This is a genomic window from Variovorax sp. TLI9-5A, assembly GCF_056867935.1.
In genome coordinates, this window is sequence record NZ_CP200310.1 from 1,126,969 (window position 1) to 1,139,785 (window position 12,817).

Sequence of the window (12,817 nt, forward strand, 5' to 3'; positions counted from 1 at the left end):
TATTACTTGCGCTGCAGCATCTTCGTCACTTCGTCCACGTTGGACTGGATGCGCTGGCGCACCACGTCGAAGGCGTCGGCCTGCGACTTGGCGGCGAGGTTTGCCAGCTCCTTGATGTCGTCGATGGCGCGCTGGAACGACTGGCGGCCGAGCTCGTCGAGCTTGGCGAGGTTTTCCTTCGGATCCTTGCCGGGCATTTCCTTGGCGGCGGCCTGCCATTCGGCGATGGCGCTCTTGATCATCTCGGTCTGCCGCTGCACCACGGTCTGCAGGCCCTGGTAGGACTTCTCGTTGGCCTGCATCAGCGCAGCCAGGTCCTTGCGGCCGCTTTCCAGCAGCTTGCCGGCGCCACCGGTCAGGTTGAGGCTCTGCAGCCGGTCGGCCATGCCCTTCAGCGGATTGAGCATGTCCGCGGCATTCGGCGCCGCCTTCTTCGCGCCGGCGGTGCTGTTGCTGCTGCTGGCGGTTGTCTTCTTGGCGGCGGCTTTCTTGGCAGTGGCCATGGTGCGGAATCTCCTGTGACGGTGGACGTTTGGATGGCAAGGACCAGCCTGACGGCAAAAATCCCTCGCCACGATACGCCGCGCCGGTGCGCCGGAGGTCGCCGCAGCGACAAAAATGCCTGCGGGATTTCCCTTGGGTACTCCCCGCGTCCTTCGTCCTTGTTCCGGCCTTCGTTCCTACATCGGCGGCGCGAAGCCGTTGCGCCCGGCGGTCACGCGCAACGCGGTGGGCGTACCGTTCTTCTCCTGCGCATTGACCAGCACCCGGGCGCCGGGCACCAGCAGCGCATCGGTGCCGGGGCGGAAGGTGACCACCGGCACGTCGGGCGGCACCACGACGGTCTTCTCTCCGCCCTTGTAGGTCAGGTGCAACTGCTGGCCGCCGCGCACCGACTTCGGCGCAGCGGCCAGGTCGGCAACGGTGGCGTTGGTCATTGTGCTTTCGGGCAGCAAGTCCCACGGGCGATGGCCCTCGCCGGTGCCGCGCGCGGCCTCGGGGAACACGACGACTTCGAGCGCCTTCTGCGTGCCGTCGGGCTGCGGCATGGCGGCGGTGCCGATGAAGCTGCCGCGCTTGATGGCCGAGAGCTTGATCGGGTAGACCTCGGACACCGACAGGTCGGCCGGACGCGCGAGCGAGACGACTTCGCCATTGCGGTCCTGCACGACCAGGGTGCTGGCATCGACGCGCACGAGGGTGCCGCGGATGCGGACGGTGTCGGCGCTCTGGGCGGACGCGGCGGCTGGCAGCAGTGCCATGGCGGCGAGGCCTAGGGCGGCGGCGGTTGCGAGCAGGGGCCTGGGCGTGCTGGAGGAATGAATCGGCATGTTGGCTTTCAGGGGCTGTGGGCCGGCCAATGTACGTCGCGGCGGCCAAACGTGCAGGCGGCCGACTTAGCCCTGAATGAGCAAGAAAAAAGGCCGCATGCCTCGCGGCATTGCGCGGCATGCGGCCTTGCGAGCGAGGCGCCCGTGGCGTCAGTCGATCAGGCCGATCTCCATCGCGCCGGCCGTGGCCGGGTTGCGCGAGCCGACCATCGCGAAGAGCTTGCTGCTCTGGCTGGCGAAGTGGTAGTTCGGGCCGGTGAAGGTCGCCGCGCGCATATTGAGCGGACCGTTGGTGCCCATCGGAGCCAGCGTCGCGTTGAGCGTGGCGCTGGTGCCGTCGGGAAGCGTCTGGGTGCGCGTGTAGTACGAAGCGTCGGCGCCGGTGGTACCCCAGCCGCCGCTGGTGGCGCCGCCGCGTGCGACGACGGTGGGCCATGTGGCACGTTCGGGCAGGCCGATGCGGAACACCGACCTCGGGGGCGTGGACGCCACGTTGCCGGCCGAGAGATAGATGTTCTCGCCTCCGACGCGCGCGACCGCGAAGGTGCCGTTGTCCGACGGATTGGCCACGTTCACGATGCGCCAGGTGTCCACGGTCGCACCGGCCGACACGGCGTAGGTCAGCACGGAGGCCGCGGGGCAGGTGTCGATCCGGTAGATCACGTTGTCGTTGCACAGGTAGAGCACGGTGCCGCCGTTGGCGATCTGGATCTGCGTGATCGACGAGTCGCCGGTCGTGGACGTCATGTTGATGCCCAGCCGGTTGTAGGTGCCGTCGAGCGCAGCCTGCGTCTTCACCAGCGCGCGGGACGCCACGAAGGGCCGCACGGCATAGTTTTCGGGCGTGACCTGCGCGACCGCGAACGGGAACGCGCCGACCACCGTGTCCGTCGCGAAGCGGAAGCGCGCCGTGTTCGCCGGGCTCGTGATGCGGCTGCTGTCGAAGATGAAGCTGCCGGCCTCCGCCGTGTCCTCGGCGAAGCTGCCCGATGCGACGATGCCGGCGGCATCGGTCATCTCGTAGCGCTTGCTGTCGAGGTTCAGCGCGAGCGTCTGCCGCGAGCCGTTGGTGGCGTAGACCTTGTAGCGGCCGTTGCGTGCATCGGGCGTGGCGCCGGTGTCGATCAGGTTGAGCTGGATGTAGCCCTGCGTGCTTGGGTTGCGCGAGCCCACGAGTACGGAGAGCAGGCCGTTCTGCATCGCGAAGTAGCTGCTCGTGCCGCCGGCGTTGACAGTACGGATGCCCTCGGGTTGCAGCGGGAAGGTGCCACCCACTGGCATCGTCAGGCTGCCGTAGGTGCCGTCCGTGCCGGTGCTCGTGCGCACCGAGTTCGCGCTGTCGATCTGGTTCGTGCCCCAGCTGCCTGTGGTCGATGAACCGATGCCGCGGGTTGTGGGCCAGCTTGAAGAGTCGGGCAAGCCGACCCTCAGGGTTTGGGTGACCGGCGTCGTTGCGGTGTTGGTGCCTGCCGCCAGATAGACGTTCTGACCGCCGATGCGTGCCATGCGGAACCTCACGATATCGGTGGGGTCGGCAACGTTGGTGGCAATCCACGCGCTGTCGGCATCCGCGGCGATAGCGTAAGTTCGCGTCGACGCGGCGGGGCACAAGGCAATCCGGTAGACCACGTTGCTGAGGCAGATCTCGAGCGTGGTGCCGCTGCCGGAAACCCGCATGGACAGGATCTGCGAGTCCGCTGCACCAGCGCTGTTGCGCGAGATACCGAAGCGGTTGTAGTCGCTGTCGAGTAATGCGGCGTCGGCTACGAAATTGCGCGCCGCCACGAAGGGCTGCGCGGCGTATGCGGCGGGGCTCGAGTACGCGGTCTGGAACGGGAACGCGCCCACGATGGCGTCGCTCGTCACGCGGAAGCGCGAGGTGTTGGCCGCGGTGGTGATGCGGCTGCTCGCGAACACGTAGGTGCCCGGCTCGGTGAAGTCCTCGGCGAAGGTGCCGGACTCGGCCACGCCGAGGTTGTCCGTCATCGTGTAGCTGCCGGCGTCGAAATCGACCGAGAGCTGCTGCTGCGTGCCGTTGGCCGCGTAGACGCGGTAGCTGCCGTTGCGCGCATCGGCCGTGCCCAGGGTCTTGGCTGCCGCGACCTCGGGTTTCCCGCTGCCGCCCGACGACAGCGAGAGGCCGGAGCCTCCTCCTCCGCCCCCTCCGCAGGCCGCCAGCAAGGCGACCATGCCCCAACTCGCGAGATACCTCGTCATCCTCTTCCTCATGTCGTGTCCTTTTGTTTTCAAGTGGGCTCGGCAGCAAGCCGGCGGCTCCTGAACCGAACCTGTTGAAATCGTAACCAGAGGTCAATGACATGCCAGGGATGACAAATGCCGGCCAAACCCCGAGCATTGGCGCCGGCTCGTGCCCCGTCTACAATCCGCCGCTCCGAGGAGCGTTGCAGCGCCGTCAGGCGTGAGGCTCGGACCACATCGCAACGACGCTCACCCGCTGTTCTTGCGGTGAGTCTTTTTCCGTACGCAGCGGCATCTTCAAACCAGCTTTGTTGGAGTTCTCATGAGCGCTGTTCTCAAACCCACCCCCGTTTCGACCGCTGACCAGGCGATTGCCGACCTGTCCCTCGCCGCCTGGGGCCGCAAGGAAATCAAGATCGCGGAAACCGAGATGCCCGGCCTGATGGCCATCCGCGAGGAGTTCTCGAAGTCGCAGCCGCTGAAGGGCGCGCGCATCACCGGCTCGCTGCACATGACGATCCAGACGGCCGTGCTGATCGAGACGCTGCAGGCGCTGGGCGCGCAGGTGCGCTGGGCCTCGTGCAACATCTTCTCGACGCAGGACCACGCAGCCGCCGCCATCGCCGACGCCGGCACGCCGGTGTTCGCGATCAAGGGCGAGTCGCTGAAGGACTACTGGGACTACACCCACGCCATCTTCGACTTCGGCCCCAAGGGCTCGAAGGGCGAAGGCCCGAACATGATCCTGGACGACGGCGGCGACGCCACGCTGCTGATGCACCTGGGCCAGCGCGCCGAGAAGGACCTGGGCGTGCTTGCCAACCCGGGCAGCGAGGAAGAGCGCATTCTCTTCGCCGCCATCAAGGCCAAGCTGGCCGTCGACGGCACCTGGTACACCCGCAAGTCGGCCGAGATCATCGGCGTGACGGAAGAAACCACCACCGGCGTGCACCGCCTGAACGAGATGTCGGCCAAGGGCACGCTGCTGTTCCGCGCCATCAACGTGAACGACTCGGTCACCAAGAGCAAGTTCGACAACCTGTACGGCTGCCGCGAGTCGCTGGTGGACGGTATCAAGCGCGCCACCGACGTGATGATCGCCGGCAAGGTGGCCTGCGTGGCCGGCTACGGCGACGTGGGCAAGGGCTCGGCCCAGGCGCTGCGCGCGCTGTCGGCGCAGGTGTGGGTGACCGAGATCGACCCGATCAACGCCCTGCAGGCCGCGATGGAAGGCTACAAGGTCGTGACGATGGAATACGCCGCCGACAAGGCCGACATCTTCGTGACCACCACGGGCAACAAGGACGTGATCCGCCACGAGCACATGGCCGCCATGAAGGACCAGGCCATCGTCTGCAACATCGGCCACTTCGACAACGAGATCGACGTCGCTTCGATCGAGAAGTACGAGTGGGAAGAGATCAAGCCGCAGGTCGACCACATCAAGTTCCCCGACGGCAAGAAGATCATCCTGCTGGCCAAGGGCCGCCTCGTGAACCTGGGCTGCGGCACGGGCCACCCGAGCTTCGTGATGTCGTCTTCGTTCGCGAACCAGACCATCGCCCAGATCGAGCTTTTCACCAAGCCCGACGCCTACCAGGCCGGCAAGGTCTACGTGCTGCCCAAACACCTCGACGAGAAGGTCGCGCGCCTGCACCTGAAGAAGGTCGGCGCCATGCTCACCGAGCTGACCGACGCGCAGGCCGCCTACATCGGCGTGGACAAGAACGGCCCCTACAAGCCGGACACCTACCGCTACTGAGCGGCGACAGCCAACGCATGCGCGCCGATCAGTTGCTGGTGGAGCGCGGCCTCGCCGCATCGCGTTCGCAGGCCGTGCGGCTCATCGCCGGCGGCTTGCGCTGGCGTGACGCGGGCTCGGGCGATGCGTGGCGCGACGTCGTCAAGAACAAGGACGACGTGCCCGAATCGGCCGAGCTCGAACTGCTCGACGCCGCGGAGGCGCGCTACGTGTCGCGCGGCGGGCTCAAGCTCGAAGGCGCGCTGGCGGCGAGCGGCATCGACGCCACCGGCAAGCTGTGCCTCGACGTGGGCCAGTCGACCGGCGGCTTCACCGATTGCCTGCTGCAGCGCGGCGCCGCCAGAGTCGTGGGCGTCGATGTCGGCCATGGGCAGCTGCATGCGCGGCTGCGCGAGGACGAGCGCGTGGTGGCCATCGAGGGCGTCAATGCGCGCGCCCTCTCGGCCGACGATCTGGGTGAAGAGGGCGCTGGAGATGAACCACGCTTCGACCTGATCGTGGGCGACCTGTCGTTCATTTCGCTCACGCTGGTGCTGCCGGCGGTCGTCGGCTTCCTCGCGGACGACGGGCGCCTGCTGATGCTGGTCAAGCCGCAGTTCGAGTTGCAGCCCGGCCAGGTCGGCAAGGGCGGCATCGTGCGCGACGAGGCCATGTACGCGGTGGTCGAGAAGCGCCTGCGCGATGCCTGCGAGGCGCTCGGCCTGAGGGTGCTGCAGTGGTTCGACAGCCCGATCGCCGGGGGCGACGGCAACCGCGAGTTTTTCATTCACGCCGAGCGCGCCGTGCGCGCGAACGGCTCCTAAGGAGACGCAGGTGCGCCTTCCGTTGAGTTTCGAATTCTTCCCGACCAAGACGCCCGAAGGCGCGGTCAAGCTGCGCGCGGTTCGCCAGCAGCTGTATGCGCGCAAGCCGCAGTTCTGCTCGGTCACCTACGGCGCTGGCGGCTCCACGCACCAGGGCACCTTCGGCGCGGTGCAGGAGATCCTGTCCGAGGGCGTGGACGCCGCGAGCCACTTCTCGTGCATCGGCGCCACGCGCGCCACCGTGCGCGAGCAGCTCGCCGAGCTGAAGGCCATGGGCGTCAAGCGGCTGGTGGCCCTGCGCGGCGACCTGCCCAGCGGCTACGGGATCGGCGGCGAGTTCCAGTACGCGAGCGACCTCGTCGGCTTCATCCGCGAGGAGACTGGCCGCGACTTCCACATCGAGGTGGCCTGCTACCCCGAGATCCATCCGCAGGCCCGCTCGCCAGAAGCCGACCTGCAGGCCTTCGCCGCCAAGGTGAAGGCGGGCGCCGATTCGGCGATCACGCAGTATTTCTTCAGCCCCGAGGCGTACTTCCGCTTCGTCGACGACGCGCGCAGGCTGGGGCTCGACACGCCCATCGTGCCGGGCATCATGCCGATCACCAGCTCGACGCAGCTCATGCGCTTCTCGGACGCCTGCGGCGCGGAGATTCCGCGCTGGATCCGCCTGCGGCTGCAGAGCTTCGGCGACGACACGGCCTCGATCAAGTCCTTCGGCCTCGACGTGGTCACCGACCTGTGCGCGCGGCTGCAGGAAGGCGGCGCACCGGCGCTGCACTTCTACACGATGAACCAGTCGGCGGCCACGCTGGCTGTGCTGGAGCGCCTCGATTGAGAGGCCGCGCGGGGCTTCGGGCTGCGCTGGTCGCGGCGACCTGCGTGCTTGCGGGATGTGCCATGCCGCCTGCGACCGATGCCGAGGGCAACGCGAAGTTGCTGCCCCTGCCTCGTGCCATCGCGGTGCCTCCGGGCGCGGCCGCGCGGTCCAGCGTGCCGGCGGTGCGCTATGACCTCGCCGTCTCCGGCATGGGCGAGCAGGCCCCGGACGACGGCGTGCCTGACGACGGCCCGCGCGAGATCTTCGAGCGCGGCGGTGCCTCGTGGTACGGCATCCAGTTCCACCAGCGCAAGACCGCCAGCGGCGAGCGCTTCGACATGACCGCCATGACGGCGGCCCACAAGACCCTTCCCTTCAACACGCGCGTGTGCGTTCGCAGCCTCGTCAACGGCAGCGAGGTGCTGGTGCGCATCAACGACCGCGGACCCTACGCGGCGGGTCGTGTGATCGATCTGAGCCGCGCGGCGGCCGACCGCATCGGGCTGACAGGGCTGGGCATCAAGCAGGTGGCGCTGACGGTCGTCGACCGCGACGGCATGCGCTGCGGCGGCCTGCAGGTGGAGGCTGGCGATGCGGCGGCGCCGACGGCGTCGAGCGAGCCACAGCAGCAGCGCGTGCGAGCACCGGCTCCGGCGCGGCGCAAGGCGGTGGTGCCGCCCCGGCGTCGCAAATAAGAAGGCTGAGAGAGCTGGTCGGCTCAGCCGCCCGAATCGAGCGAGAAGGCGGCGTTGCGGTCCTGGCCCAGGCGCTCCACCAGTTGCGGCAGCGCGGCCGCCAGCATCGGCTTCAGCGTGTACGGCGGGTTGATCAGGAACATGCCGCTGGCCGGCAGGCCCGGACGGTGCGTCTCGCCCGAGGCGGCGTCTTTCGTGATCTTGCTGGACTTGACCGTCAGCGTGGCGTGCAGCCACGACTTGCCGGCCTTGGTCGCCATCGTCTTGAGCCGGCGTGGCAGGTCGTGCGCCTCGGGGCGCGGAATGATCGGATACCAGACCGCGTAGGTGCCGGTGGCGAAGCGCTTGAGCGCCTCGGCCATGAAGTCGAGCACGCGGCCGTAGTCGGTCTTCATCTCGTAGCTGGGGTCCATCAGCACCAGTGCGCGGCGCGACGGCGGCGGCAGGAACTTGGTGGCGCTGCCGAAGCCGTCCTCGCGCAGCACGGCGATCTGGCGGCCAGCCTCGAGCTGGGCGATGTTGGCGTCCAGCGTGCGCGCATCGGTGGGATGCAGTTCGAACAGCTTGAGCTTGTCGTGGTCGCGCAGCAGGTGCTGCACGATGAACGGCGAGCCGGGATAGACGCGGGCGCCGCCCTTGGGGTTGAAGTCGCCGATCACGCCGAGGTAGCGGGCGATGGCGTCGGCCAGCGGGGTCTCGGCTTCGGGTGCTGCTTTTTTGATAGCAGACTTTGCCGCAGGAGCCGGCGTGCCGGGCTCTTTTGGGGGCGAAATAAGGCGCAGGATGCCATCGGCAGCCTCGCCGCTGGTGCCGGCGTAGTCGCCGTCAAGGCGATAGAGGCCGGCGCCGGCGTGGGTGTCGACGACCGTCAGGGCTGCCTCTTTTTCAAGCAGGTGGTCGAGCGTGGCAATCAGCACCGTGTGCTTGAGCACGTCGGCGTGGTTGCCGGCATGGAAGGCGTGGCGGTAACTGAACATAGGGGGAGGATGGTAACGGTGTTGGGGCGGGATACGGGCGAATTTGCCTGCTCAGGGTCATTCTTCGTATAATCGCGGGCTTCGCAGCGTTTTTGTGGCCCCGCGGCGAAGACTTCAAACCCACCTAAGAGATTCCCGTCAGAGGAACGCCGACCGTGGAAAAGGGCCCGCCAAACCCTCTTTTCAAGAGAAAAACTCATGACCAAAACGTTCAGCGCCAAGCCCGCTGACGTGACGCACGAGTGGTTTGTGATTGACGCGACCGACAAGGTCCTCGGACGAGTAGCCAGCGAAGTTGCTCTCCGTTTGCGCGGCAAACACAAGGCCATTTACACGCCTCACGTCGATACCGGTGACTTCATCGTCATCATCAACGCATCGCAACTGCGCGTCACCGGCGCCAAGTCGATCGACAAGGTGTACTACCGTCACTCGGGCTACCCGGGCGGTATCACGGCGACGAACTTCCGCGACATGCAATCGAAGCACCCGGGCCGCGCCCTGGAAAAGGCTGTCAAGGGCATGCTGCCCAAGGGCCCGCTCGGTTACGCAATGATCAAGAAACTCAAGGTGTACGGTGGTGCTGAGCACCCGCACACCGCCCAACAGCCCAAAGTGCTGGAACTGTAAGGAGCCTTGAGAATGATTGGTGAATGGAACAATGGCACCGGCCGTCGCAAATCGAGCGTCGCCCGCGTGTTTCTGAAAAAGGGCTCGGGCAAGATCACGGTCAACGGCAAGGACATTCAAGAGTTCTTCGGCCGTGAAACCTCGATCATGATCGCGAAGCAGCCCCTCGCGCTGACCAACAACCTCGAAACCTTCGACGTGATGGTCAACGTGCACGGCGGCGGCGAATCGGGTCAAGCCGGTGCTACCCGCCACGGCATCACCCGTGCGCTGATCGACTACGACGCAGCGCTGAAGTCGGTGCTGAGCCAGGCTGGCTACGTCACGCGCGATGCACGTGAAGTCGAGCGTAAGAAGGTCGGTCTGCACTCCGCTCGCCGTCGCAAGCAGTTCAGCAAGCGCTGATCCGCTTCCTGCGAGCAAGAAGAAGCCGCCTTCGGGCGGCTTTTTCATTGGAACGCCCCTTGGCCTGGGGTGCTCCAACCCCACTTGCAGCGGGGTGCGAGCCAGTCTGGCCTGCCGAGATTGCGTCATTGCAGTAGGATTCGTTTCATTGGCCGCACCATCCGGCCCCCCAAGGAGTTATTAGCCCATGAGCGCCGTAGCCGAAAACATCCAGACCCAGATGCCCGAGCCAATCGTCTTCACCGACAGCGCGGCAGCCAAGGTGGCCGACCTGATCGCCGAAGAAGGCAACCCCGACCTCAAGCTGCGCGTGTTCGTGCAGGGTGGCGGCTGCTCCGGCTTCCAGTACGGGTTCACCTTCGACGAGATCACCAACGAAGACGACACCACCATGACCAAGAACGGTGTGTCGCTGCTCATCGACGCCATGAGCTACCAGTACCTGGTCGGTGCCGAGATCGACTACAAGGAAGATCTGCAGGGCGCCCAGTTCGTGATCAAGAACCCGAACGCCACCAGCACCTGCGGCTGCGGATCGAGCTTCTCGGCCTGATCCTGGATGCCGCTGACCAGCCTCCCCCAGAAAGCCGCCTTCGGGCGGCTTTTTCGTTCTCGTTTCCTTTCGCGCCATGACAACTCCCGAGGCTGAGCCCGCCGATCAACCCGTTCGCAAGAGCCTGCTGTGGCTCGTCGCCGTCGGCTTCTTCATGCAGACGCTGGACGCCACCATCATCAACACGGCGCTGCCGGCGATGGCCGCGAGCCTGGGCGAGAGCCCGCTGCGCATGCAGTCGGTGGTGGTGGCCTATGCGCTCACCATGGCGATGCTGATCCCCGCCTCGGGCTGGATCGCCGACCGCTTCGGCACGCGGCGCATCTTCTTCTCGGCCATCGTGCTCTTCGCCGCCGGATCGGTGCTGTGCGCGCTCTCGCACGGCCTGGGCCAACTGGTGGCCGCGCGGGTGGTGCAGGGGCTGGGCGGCGCGCTGCTGCTGCCCGTGGGGCGGCTGGCGCTGCTGCGCACCGTGCCGCGCGGGCAGTTCCTGCAGGCGATGAGCTTCGTCGCGATCCCGGGCCTCATCGGGCCGCTGCTGGGCCCCACGCTGGGCGGCTGGCTGGTGCAGTACGCCTCTTGGCACTGGATCTTCCTGATCAACGTGCCCGTGGGCCTGCTGGGCTGCATCGCCACGCTGCGCTACATGCCCGACCTGCGCGGCGCGGTGCTCAAGCGTTTCGACAGCGTGGGCTACGCGATGCTGGCCTTCGGCATGGTGGCGATCTCGCTCGCCCTGGACGGCGTGGGCCTGCGCCAGGGTGGCGTGATGGTCGTGCTGATCTTCGGCTTCGCGAGCATCGCCGGCTACTGGCTGCGCGCCTCGCGCACGCCCGAGCCGCTGTTCGCGCCCTCGCTCTTCCATGTGCCCACGCTCAGCATCGGCCTGATCGGCAATCTGTTCTCGCGGCTGGGCAGCAGCTGCATGCCCTTCCTGGTGCCGCTGCTGCTGCAGGTGTCGATGGGCTATTCGCCGGTGCATGCCGGGCTGATGATGCTGCCGATCGCGCTGGCCGGCATGGCCATGAAGCGCTTCGCCACGCCGCTGATCACGCGCCTGGGTTACCGCAAGGTGCTGGTGATCAACACCATCCTCGTGGGCTGCACCATGGCCAGCTTCGGGCTCACGGCGCCGGGCCAGCCGATGGCGCTGCACGTGCTGCAGCTGCTGGCCTTCGGCGCGGTCAATTCGCTCCAGTTCACGGCCATGAACACCATCACGCTGAAGGACCTGGACGGCAGCATGGCCAGCAGCGGCAACAGCCTGCTGTCGATGGTGCAGATGCTGGCCATGAGCATGGGCGTGGCCGCCGCGGGTGCGGTGCTGGCGGGCTACAACGGCATCTTCGGCACCGATACGCCCGCCCATACGCTGGACGCGTTCCAGGCCACTTTTGCGAGCATGGGGCTCATCACGGTGGCTTCCGCGCTCATCTTCTGGCATCTGCCGTCGGAAGTGCGTGCGCCGCACCCGGCGCAGCCGGAGGTTTCCGGCCAGGGCTGAGCTTGTCTCAGGCCGGGTAGATCGCGCCCAGCACCCGGGCGCCGCGTGCGCCGGTCACGCTGGCGAGGTTGCCCGGCTCGCGGCGCACGCTGGCGCGGGCAAGCCAGGCGAAGGCGGCGGCCTCGACCTGCAGGGGCGGCAGGCCGTGATCGGTGGACGCCGCGACCGTCACGCCCGGCAGCAGGGCGCGCAGCCGCTCGAGCAGGTGGTCGTTCAGCGCGCCGCCGCCGCAGACGATCAGCAGCTCGCTATCTTTTCCGTAGCTCTTGAGATCCGCCGCGCAGGCGTGGGCGGTCAGCTCTGCCAGCGTGGCCTGCACATCTTCGGGCGCCATGGTCGCGGTGCCGAGTTGCGCGGCGAGCCAGTCAGGGTTGAACAGGTCGCGGCCGGTGCTCTTGGGCGGGGTCCGGGCGAAATACGGGTCGGCCAAGAGCTGCGCGAGCAGGCCGGGCAGTACCTTTCCGCTGGCTGCCCACTGGCCGCCGCGGTCGAAGGGCTGGCCCTGGTGGGCCTGGCACCAGTGGTCCATCAGCGCATTGCCGGGGCCGCAGTCGAAGCCGAGCACCGTGGGCGCGCCTGCCGGCCTGTTGGTGGCCGGCAGCAGGCTCAGGTTGGAGATGCCGCCGATGTTCAGCACCGCGACCGTCTCGTCGGGCCTGGCGAACAGCGCGCGGTGGAATGCCGGCACCAGCGGCGCGCCCTGGCCGCCGGCCGCGAGGTCGCGGCTGCGGAAATCGGCCACCACGTCGATGCCCGTCAGCTCGGCCAGCAGCGAGGGGTTGTTGATCTGGAGCGTGTAGCCGACCTCGTCGAACTCGAGCGGCCGGTGCCGCACGGTCTGGCCATGCGCGCCGATGGCGGTGACCGCGGTGGCATCGGTGCCGCTGTCGGCCAGCAGCTGGGCGACGACGCCGGCGTAGGCGCGGGCCAGCCCGTTGCCGGCCAGTGCCGCGCGATGCAGTTCGTTGTCGCCCGGCGTGTTCAGCGCCAGCAGTTCGGCGCGCAATGCCACCGGAAACTGGGCGGTGGCGTAAGAGCGGACCGCGATGCGGCCGTCTGAAAAGTCGGCGAGCACGCCATCGACACCATCGAGCGAGGTGCCCGACATGAGACCGATGAAGAGCTCCTCGGCCGCCATTGC

The 12,817-nt window shown here is 67.4% G+C and carries 13 protein-coding genes and 1 riboswitch; of the genes, 8 read left to right on the forward strand and 5 right to left on the reverse strand.

All coding sequences use genetic code 11. The annotated features are described in order from the left end of the window. Window positions 1-2 precede the first annotated feature (2 nt). The 3 genes from phaP to AC1VNX_RS05490 form a co-directional block, all read right to left on the reverse strand. Window positions 3-503, reverse strand: a complete 501-nt coding sequence (gene phaP, locus AC1VNX_RS05480; RefSeq protein WP_483155808.1) for a TIGR01841 family phasin — start codon at window positions 501-503, stop codon at window positions 3-5. Window positions 504-680: 177 nt separating this feature from the next. Further along, window positions 681-1,331: a single stranded DNA-binding domain-containing protein gene (locus AC1VNX_RS05485; RefSeq protein WP_483155809.1), complete on the reverse strand. Its 651-nt coding sequence runs from the start codon at window positions 1,329-1,331 to the stop codon at window positions 681-683. A gap of 150 nt (window positions 1,332-1,481) precedes the next feature. Continuing rightward, window positions 1,482-3,548: a hypothetical protein gene (locus AC1VNX_RS05490; RefSeq protein ID WP_483155810.1), complete on the reverse strand. Its 2,067-nt coding sequence runs from the start codon at window positions 3,546-3,548 to the stop codon at window positions 1,482-1,484. A 171-nt stretch (window positions 3,549-3,719) separates the two neighbouring features. Further along, window positions 3,720-3,788: riboswitch (S-adenosyl-L-homocysteine riboswitch) on the forward strand. Between the two features lie 64 nt (window positions 3,789-3,852). Here AC1VNX_RS05490 and ahcY point away from each other — a divergent pair. From ahcY to AC1VNX_RS05510, 4 genes are all read left to right on the forward strand, one after another. Continuing rightward, on the forward strand, window positions 3,853-5,292 hold the full coding sequence (gene ahcY / locus AC1VNX_RS05495; protein WP_483155811.1) for an adenosylhomocysteinase: 1,440 nt from the start codon (window positions 3,853-3,855) through the stop codon (window positions 5,290-5,292). A 17-nt stretch (window positions 5,293-5,309) separates the two neighbouring features. Further along, a complete protein-coding gene (locus AC1VNX_RS05500) occupies window positions 5,310-6,095 on the forward strand; it encodes a TlyA family RNA methyltransferase (protein WP_483155812.1) in 786 nt (261 codons plus the stop codon). A gap of 10 nt (window positions 6,096-6,105) precedes the next feature. Next, window positions 6,106-6,930 carry a methylenetetrahydrofolate reductase [NAD(P)H] gene (metF, locus tag AC1VNX_RS05505; RefSeq protein ID WP_483155813.1) on the forward strand — a complete coding sequence of 275 codons (825 nt, stop codon included), beginning with the start codon at window positions 6,106-6,108 and terminating at the stop codon, window positions 6,928-6,930. A 62-nt stretch (window positions 6,931-6,992) separates the two neighbouring features. Then, a complete protein-coding gene (locus AC1VNX_RS05510) occupies window positions 6,993-7,607 on the forward strand; it encodes a septal ring lytic transglycosylase RlpA family protein (RefSeq protein ID WP_483155814.1) in 615 nt (204 codons plus the stop codon). A 23-nt stretch (window positions 7,608-7,630) separates the two neighbouring features. Here the strand turns inward: AC1VNX_RS05510 and AC1VNX_RS05515 are convergent, their stop codons facing one another. Beyond that, entirely contained in the window at window positions 7,631-8,584 is a 954-nt protein-coding gene (locus tag AC1VNX_RS05515; RefSeq protein WP_483155815.1) for a 23S rRNA (adenine(2030)-N(6))-methyltransferase RlmJ, read from the reverse strand. 198 nt (window positions 8,585-8,782) lie between these two features. Here AC1VNX_RS05515 and rplM point away from each other — a divergent pair, with 198 nt between their 5' ends. The 4 genes from rplM to mdtD all read left to right on the forward strand — a co-directional run bounded on the left by rplM (window position 8,783) and on the right by mdtD (window position 11,676). After that, window positions 8,783-9,214, forward strand: coding sequence for a 50S ribosomal protein L13 (gene rplM / locus AC1VNX_RS05520; RefSeq protein WP_295981112.1), 432 nt, complete (start codon window positions 8,783-8,785; stop codon window positions 9,212-9,214). Between the two features lie 12 nt (window positions 9,215-9,226). Then, window positions 9,227-9,619, forward strand: coding sequence for a 30S ribosomal protein S9 (rpsI, locus tag AC1VNX_RS05525; RefSeq protein ID WP_093205808.1), 393 nt, complete (start codon window positions 9,227-9,229; stop codon window positions 9,617-9,619). Between the two features lie 187 nt (window positions 9,620-9,806). Beyond that, window positions 9,807-10,172, forward strand: a complete 366-nt coding sequence (gene erpA / locus AC1VNX_RS05530) for an iron-sulfur cluster insertion protein ErpA (RefSeq protein ID WP_007827949.1) — start codon at window positions 9,807-9,809, stop codon at window positions 10,170-10,172. 76 nt (window positions 10,173-10,248) lie between these two features. After that, complete coding sequence (gene mdtD, locus AC1VNX_RS05535; protein ID WP_483155816.1) at window positions 10,249-11,676, forward strand: multidrug transporter subunit MdtD; 1,428 nt, start codon at window positions 10,249-10,251, stop codon at window positions 11,674-11,676. Window positions 11,677-11,683: 7 nt separating this feature from the next. Here the strand turns inward: mdtD and AC1VNX_RS05540 are convergent, their stop codons facing one another. Continuing rightward, window positions 11,684-12,814, reverse strand: coding sequence for an anhydro-N-acetylmuramic acid kinase (locus tag AC1VNX_RS05540; protein ID WP_483155817.1), 1,131 nt, complete (start codon window positions 12,812-12,814; stop codon window positions 11,684-11,686). Window positions 12,815-12,817 lie beyond the last annotated feature (3 nt).

What these genes read in the sequence shown, in the direction of transcription:
- ahcY (WP_483155811.1), top strand. Translation starts at nt 3,853, where the DNA reads ATGAGCGCTGTTCTCAAACCCACCCCCGTTTCGACCGCTGACCAGGCG.
- erpA (WP_007827949.1), top strand. Translation starts at nt 9,807, where the DNA reads ATGAGCGCCGTAGCCGAAAACATCCAGACCCAGATGCCCGAGCCAATC.
- AC1VNX_RS05485 (WP_483155809.1), bottom strand. Translation starts at nt 1,331, where the DNA reads ATGCCGATTCATTCCTCCAGCACGCCCAGGCCCCTGCTCGCAACCGCC.
- phaP (WP_483155808.1), bottom strand. Translation starts at nt 503, where the DNA reads ATGGCCACTGCCAAGAAAGCCGCCGCCAAGAAGACAACCGCCAGCAGC.
- rplM (WP_295981112.1), top strand. Translation starts at nt 8,783, where the DNA reads ATGACCAAAACGTTCAGCGCCAAGCCCGCTGACGTGACGCACGAGTGG.
- mdtD (WP_483155816.1), top strand. Translation starts at nt 10,249, where the DNA reads ATGACAACTCCCGAGGCTGAGCCCGCCGATCAACCCGTTCGCAAGAGC.
- AC1VNX_RS05490 (WP_483155810.1), bottom strand. Translation starts at nt 3,548, where the DNA reads ATGACGAGGTATCTCGCGAGTTGGGGCATGGTCGCCTTGCTGGCGGCC.
- AC1VNX_RS05515 (WP_483155815.1), bottom strand. Translation starts at nt 8,584, where the DNA reads ATGTTCAGTTACCGCCACGCCTTCCATGCCGGCAACCACGCCGACGTG.
- AC1VNX_RS05500 (WP_483155812.1), top strand. Translation starts at nt 5,310, where the DNA reads ATGCGCGCCGATCAGTTGCTGGTGGAGCGCGGCCTCGCCGCATCGCGT.
- rpsI (WP_093205808.1), top strand. Translation starts at nt 9,227, where the DNA reads ATGATTGGTGAATGGAACAATGGCACCGGCCGTCGCAAATCGAGCGTC.
- AC1VNX_RS05540 (WP_483155817.1), bottom strand. Translation starts at nt 12,814, where the DNA reads ATGGCGGCCGAGGAGCTCTTCATCGGTCTCATGTCGGGCACCTCGCTC.
- AC1VNX_RS05510 (WP_483155814.1), top strand. Translation starts at nt 6,993, where the DNA reads ATGCCGCCTGCGACCGATGCCGAGGGCAACGCGAAGTTGCTGCCCCTG.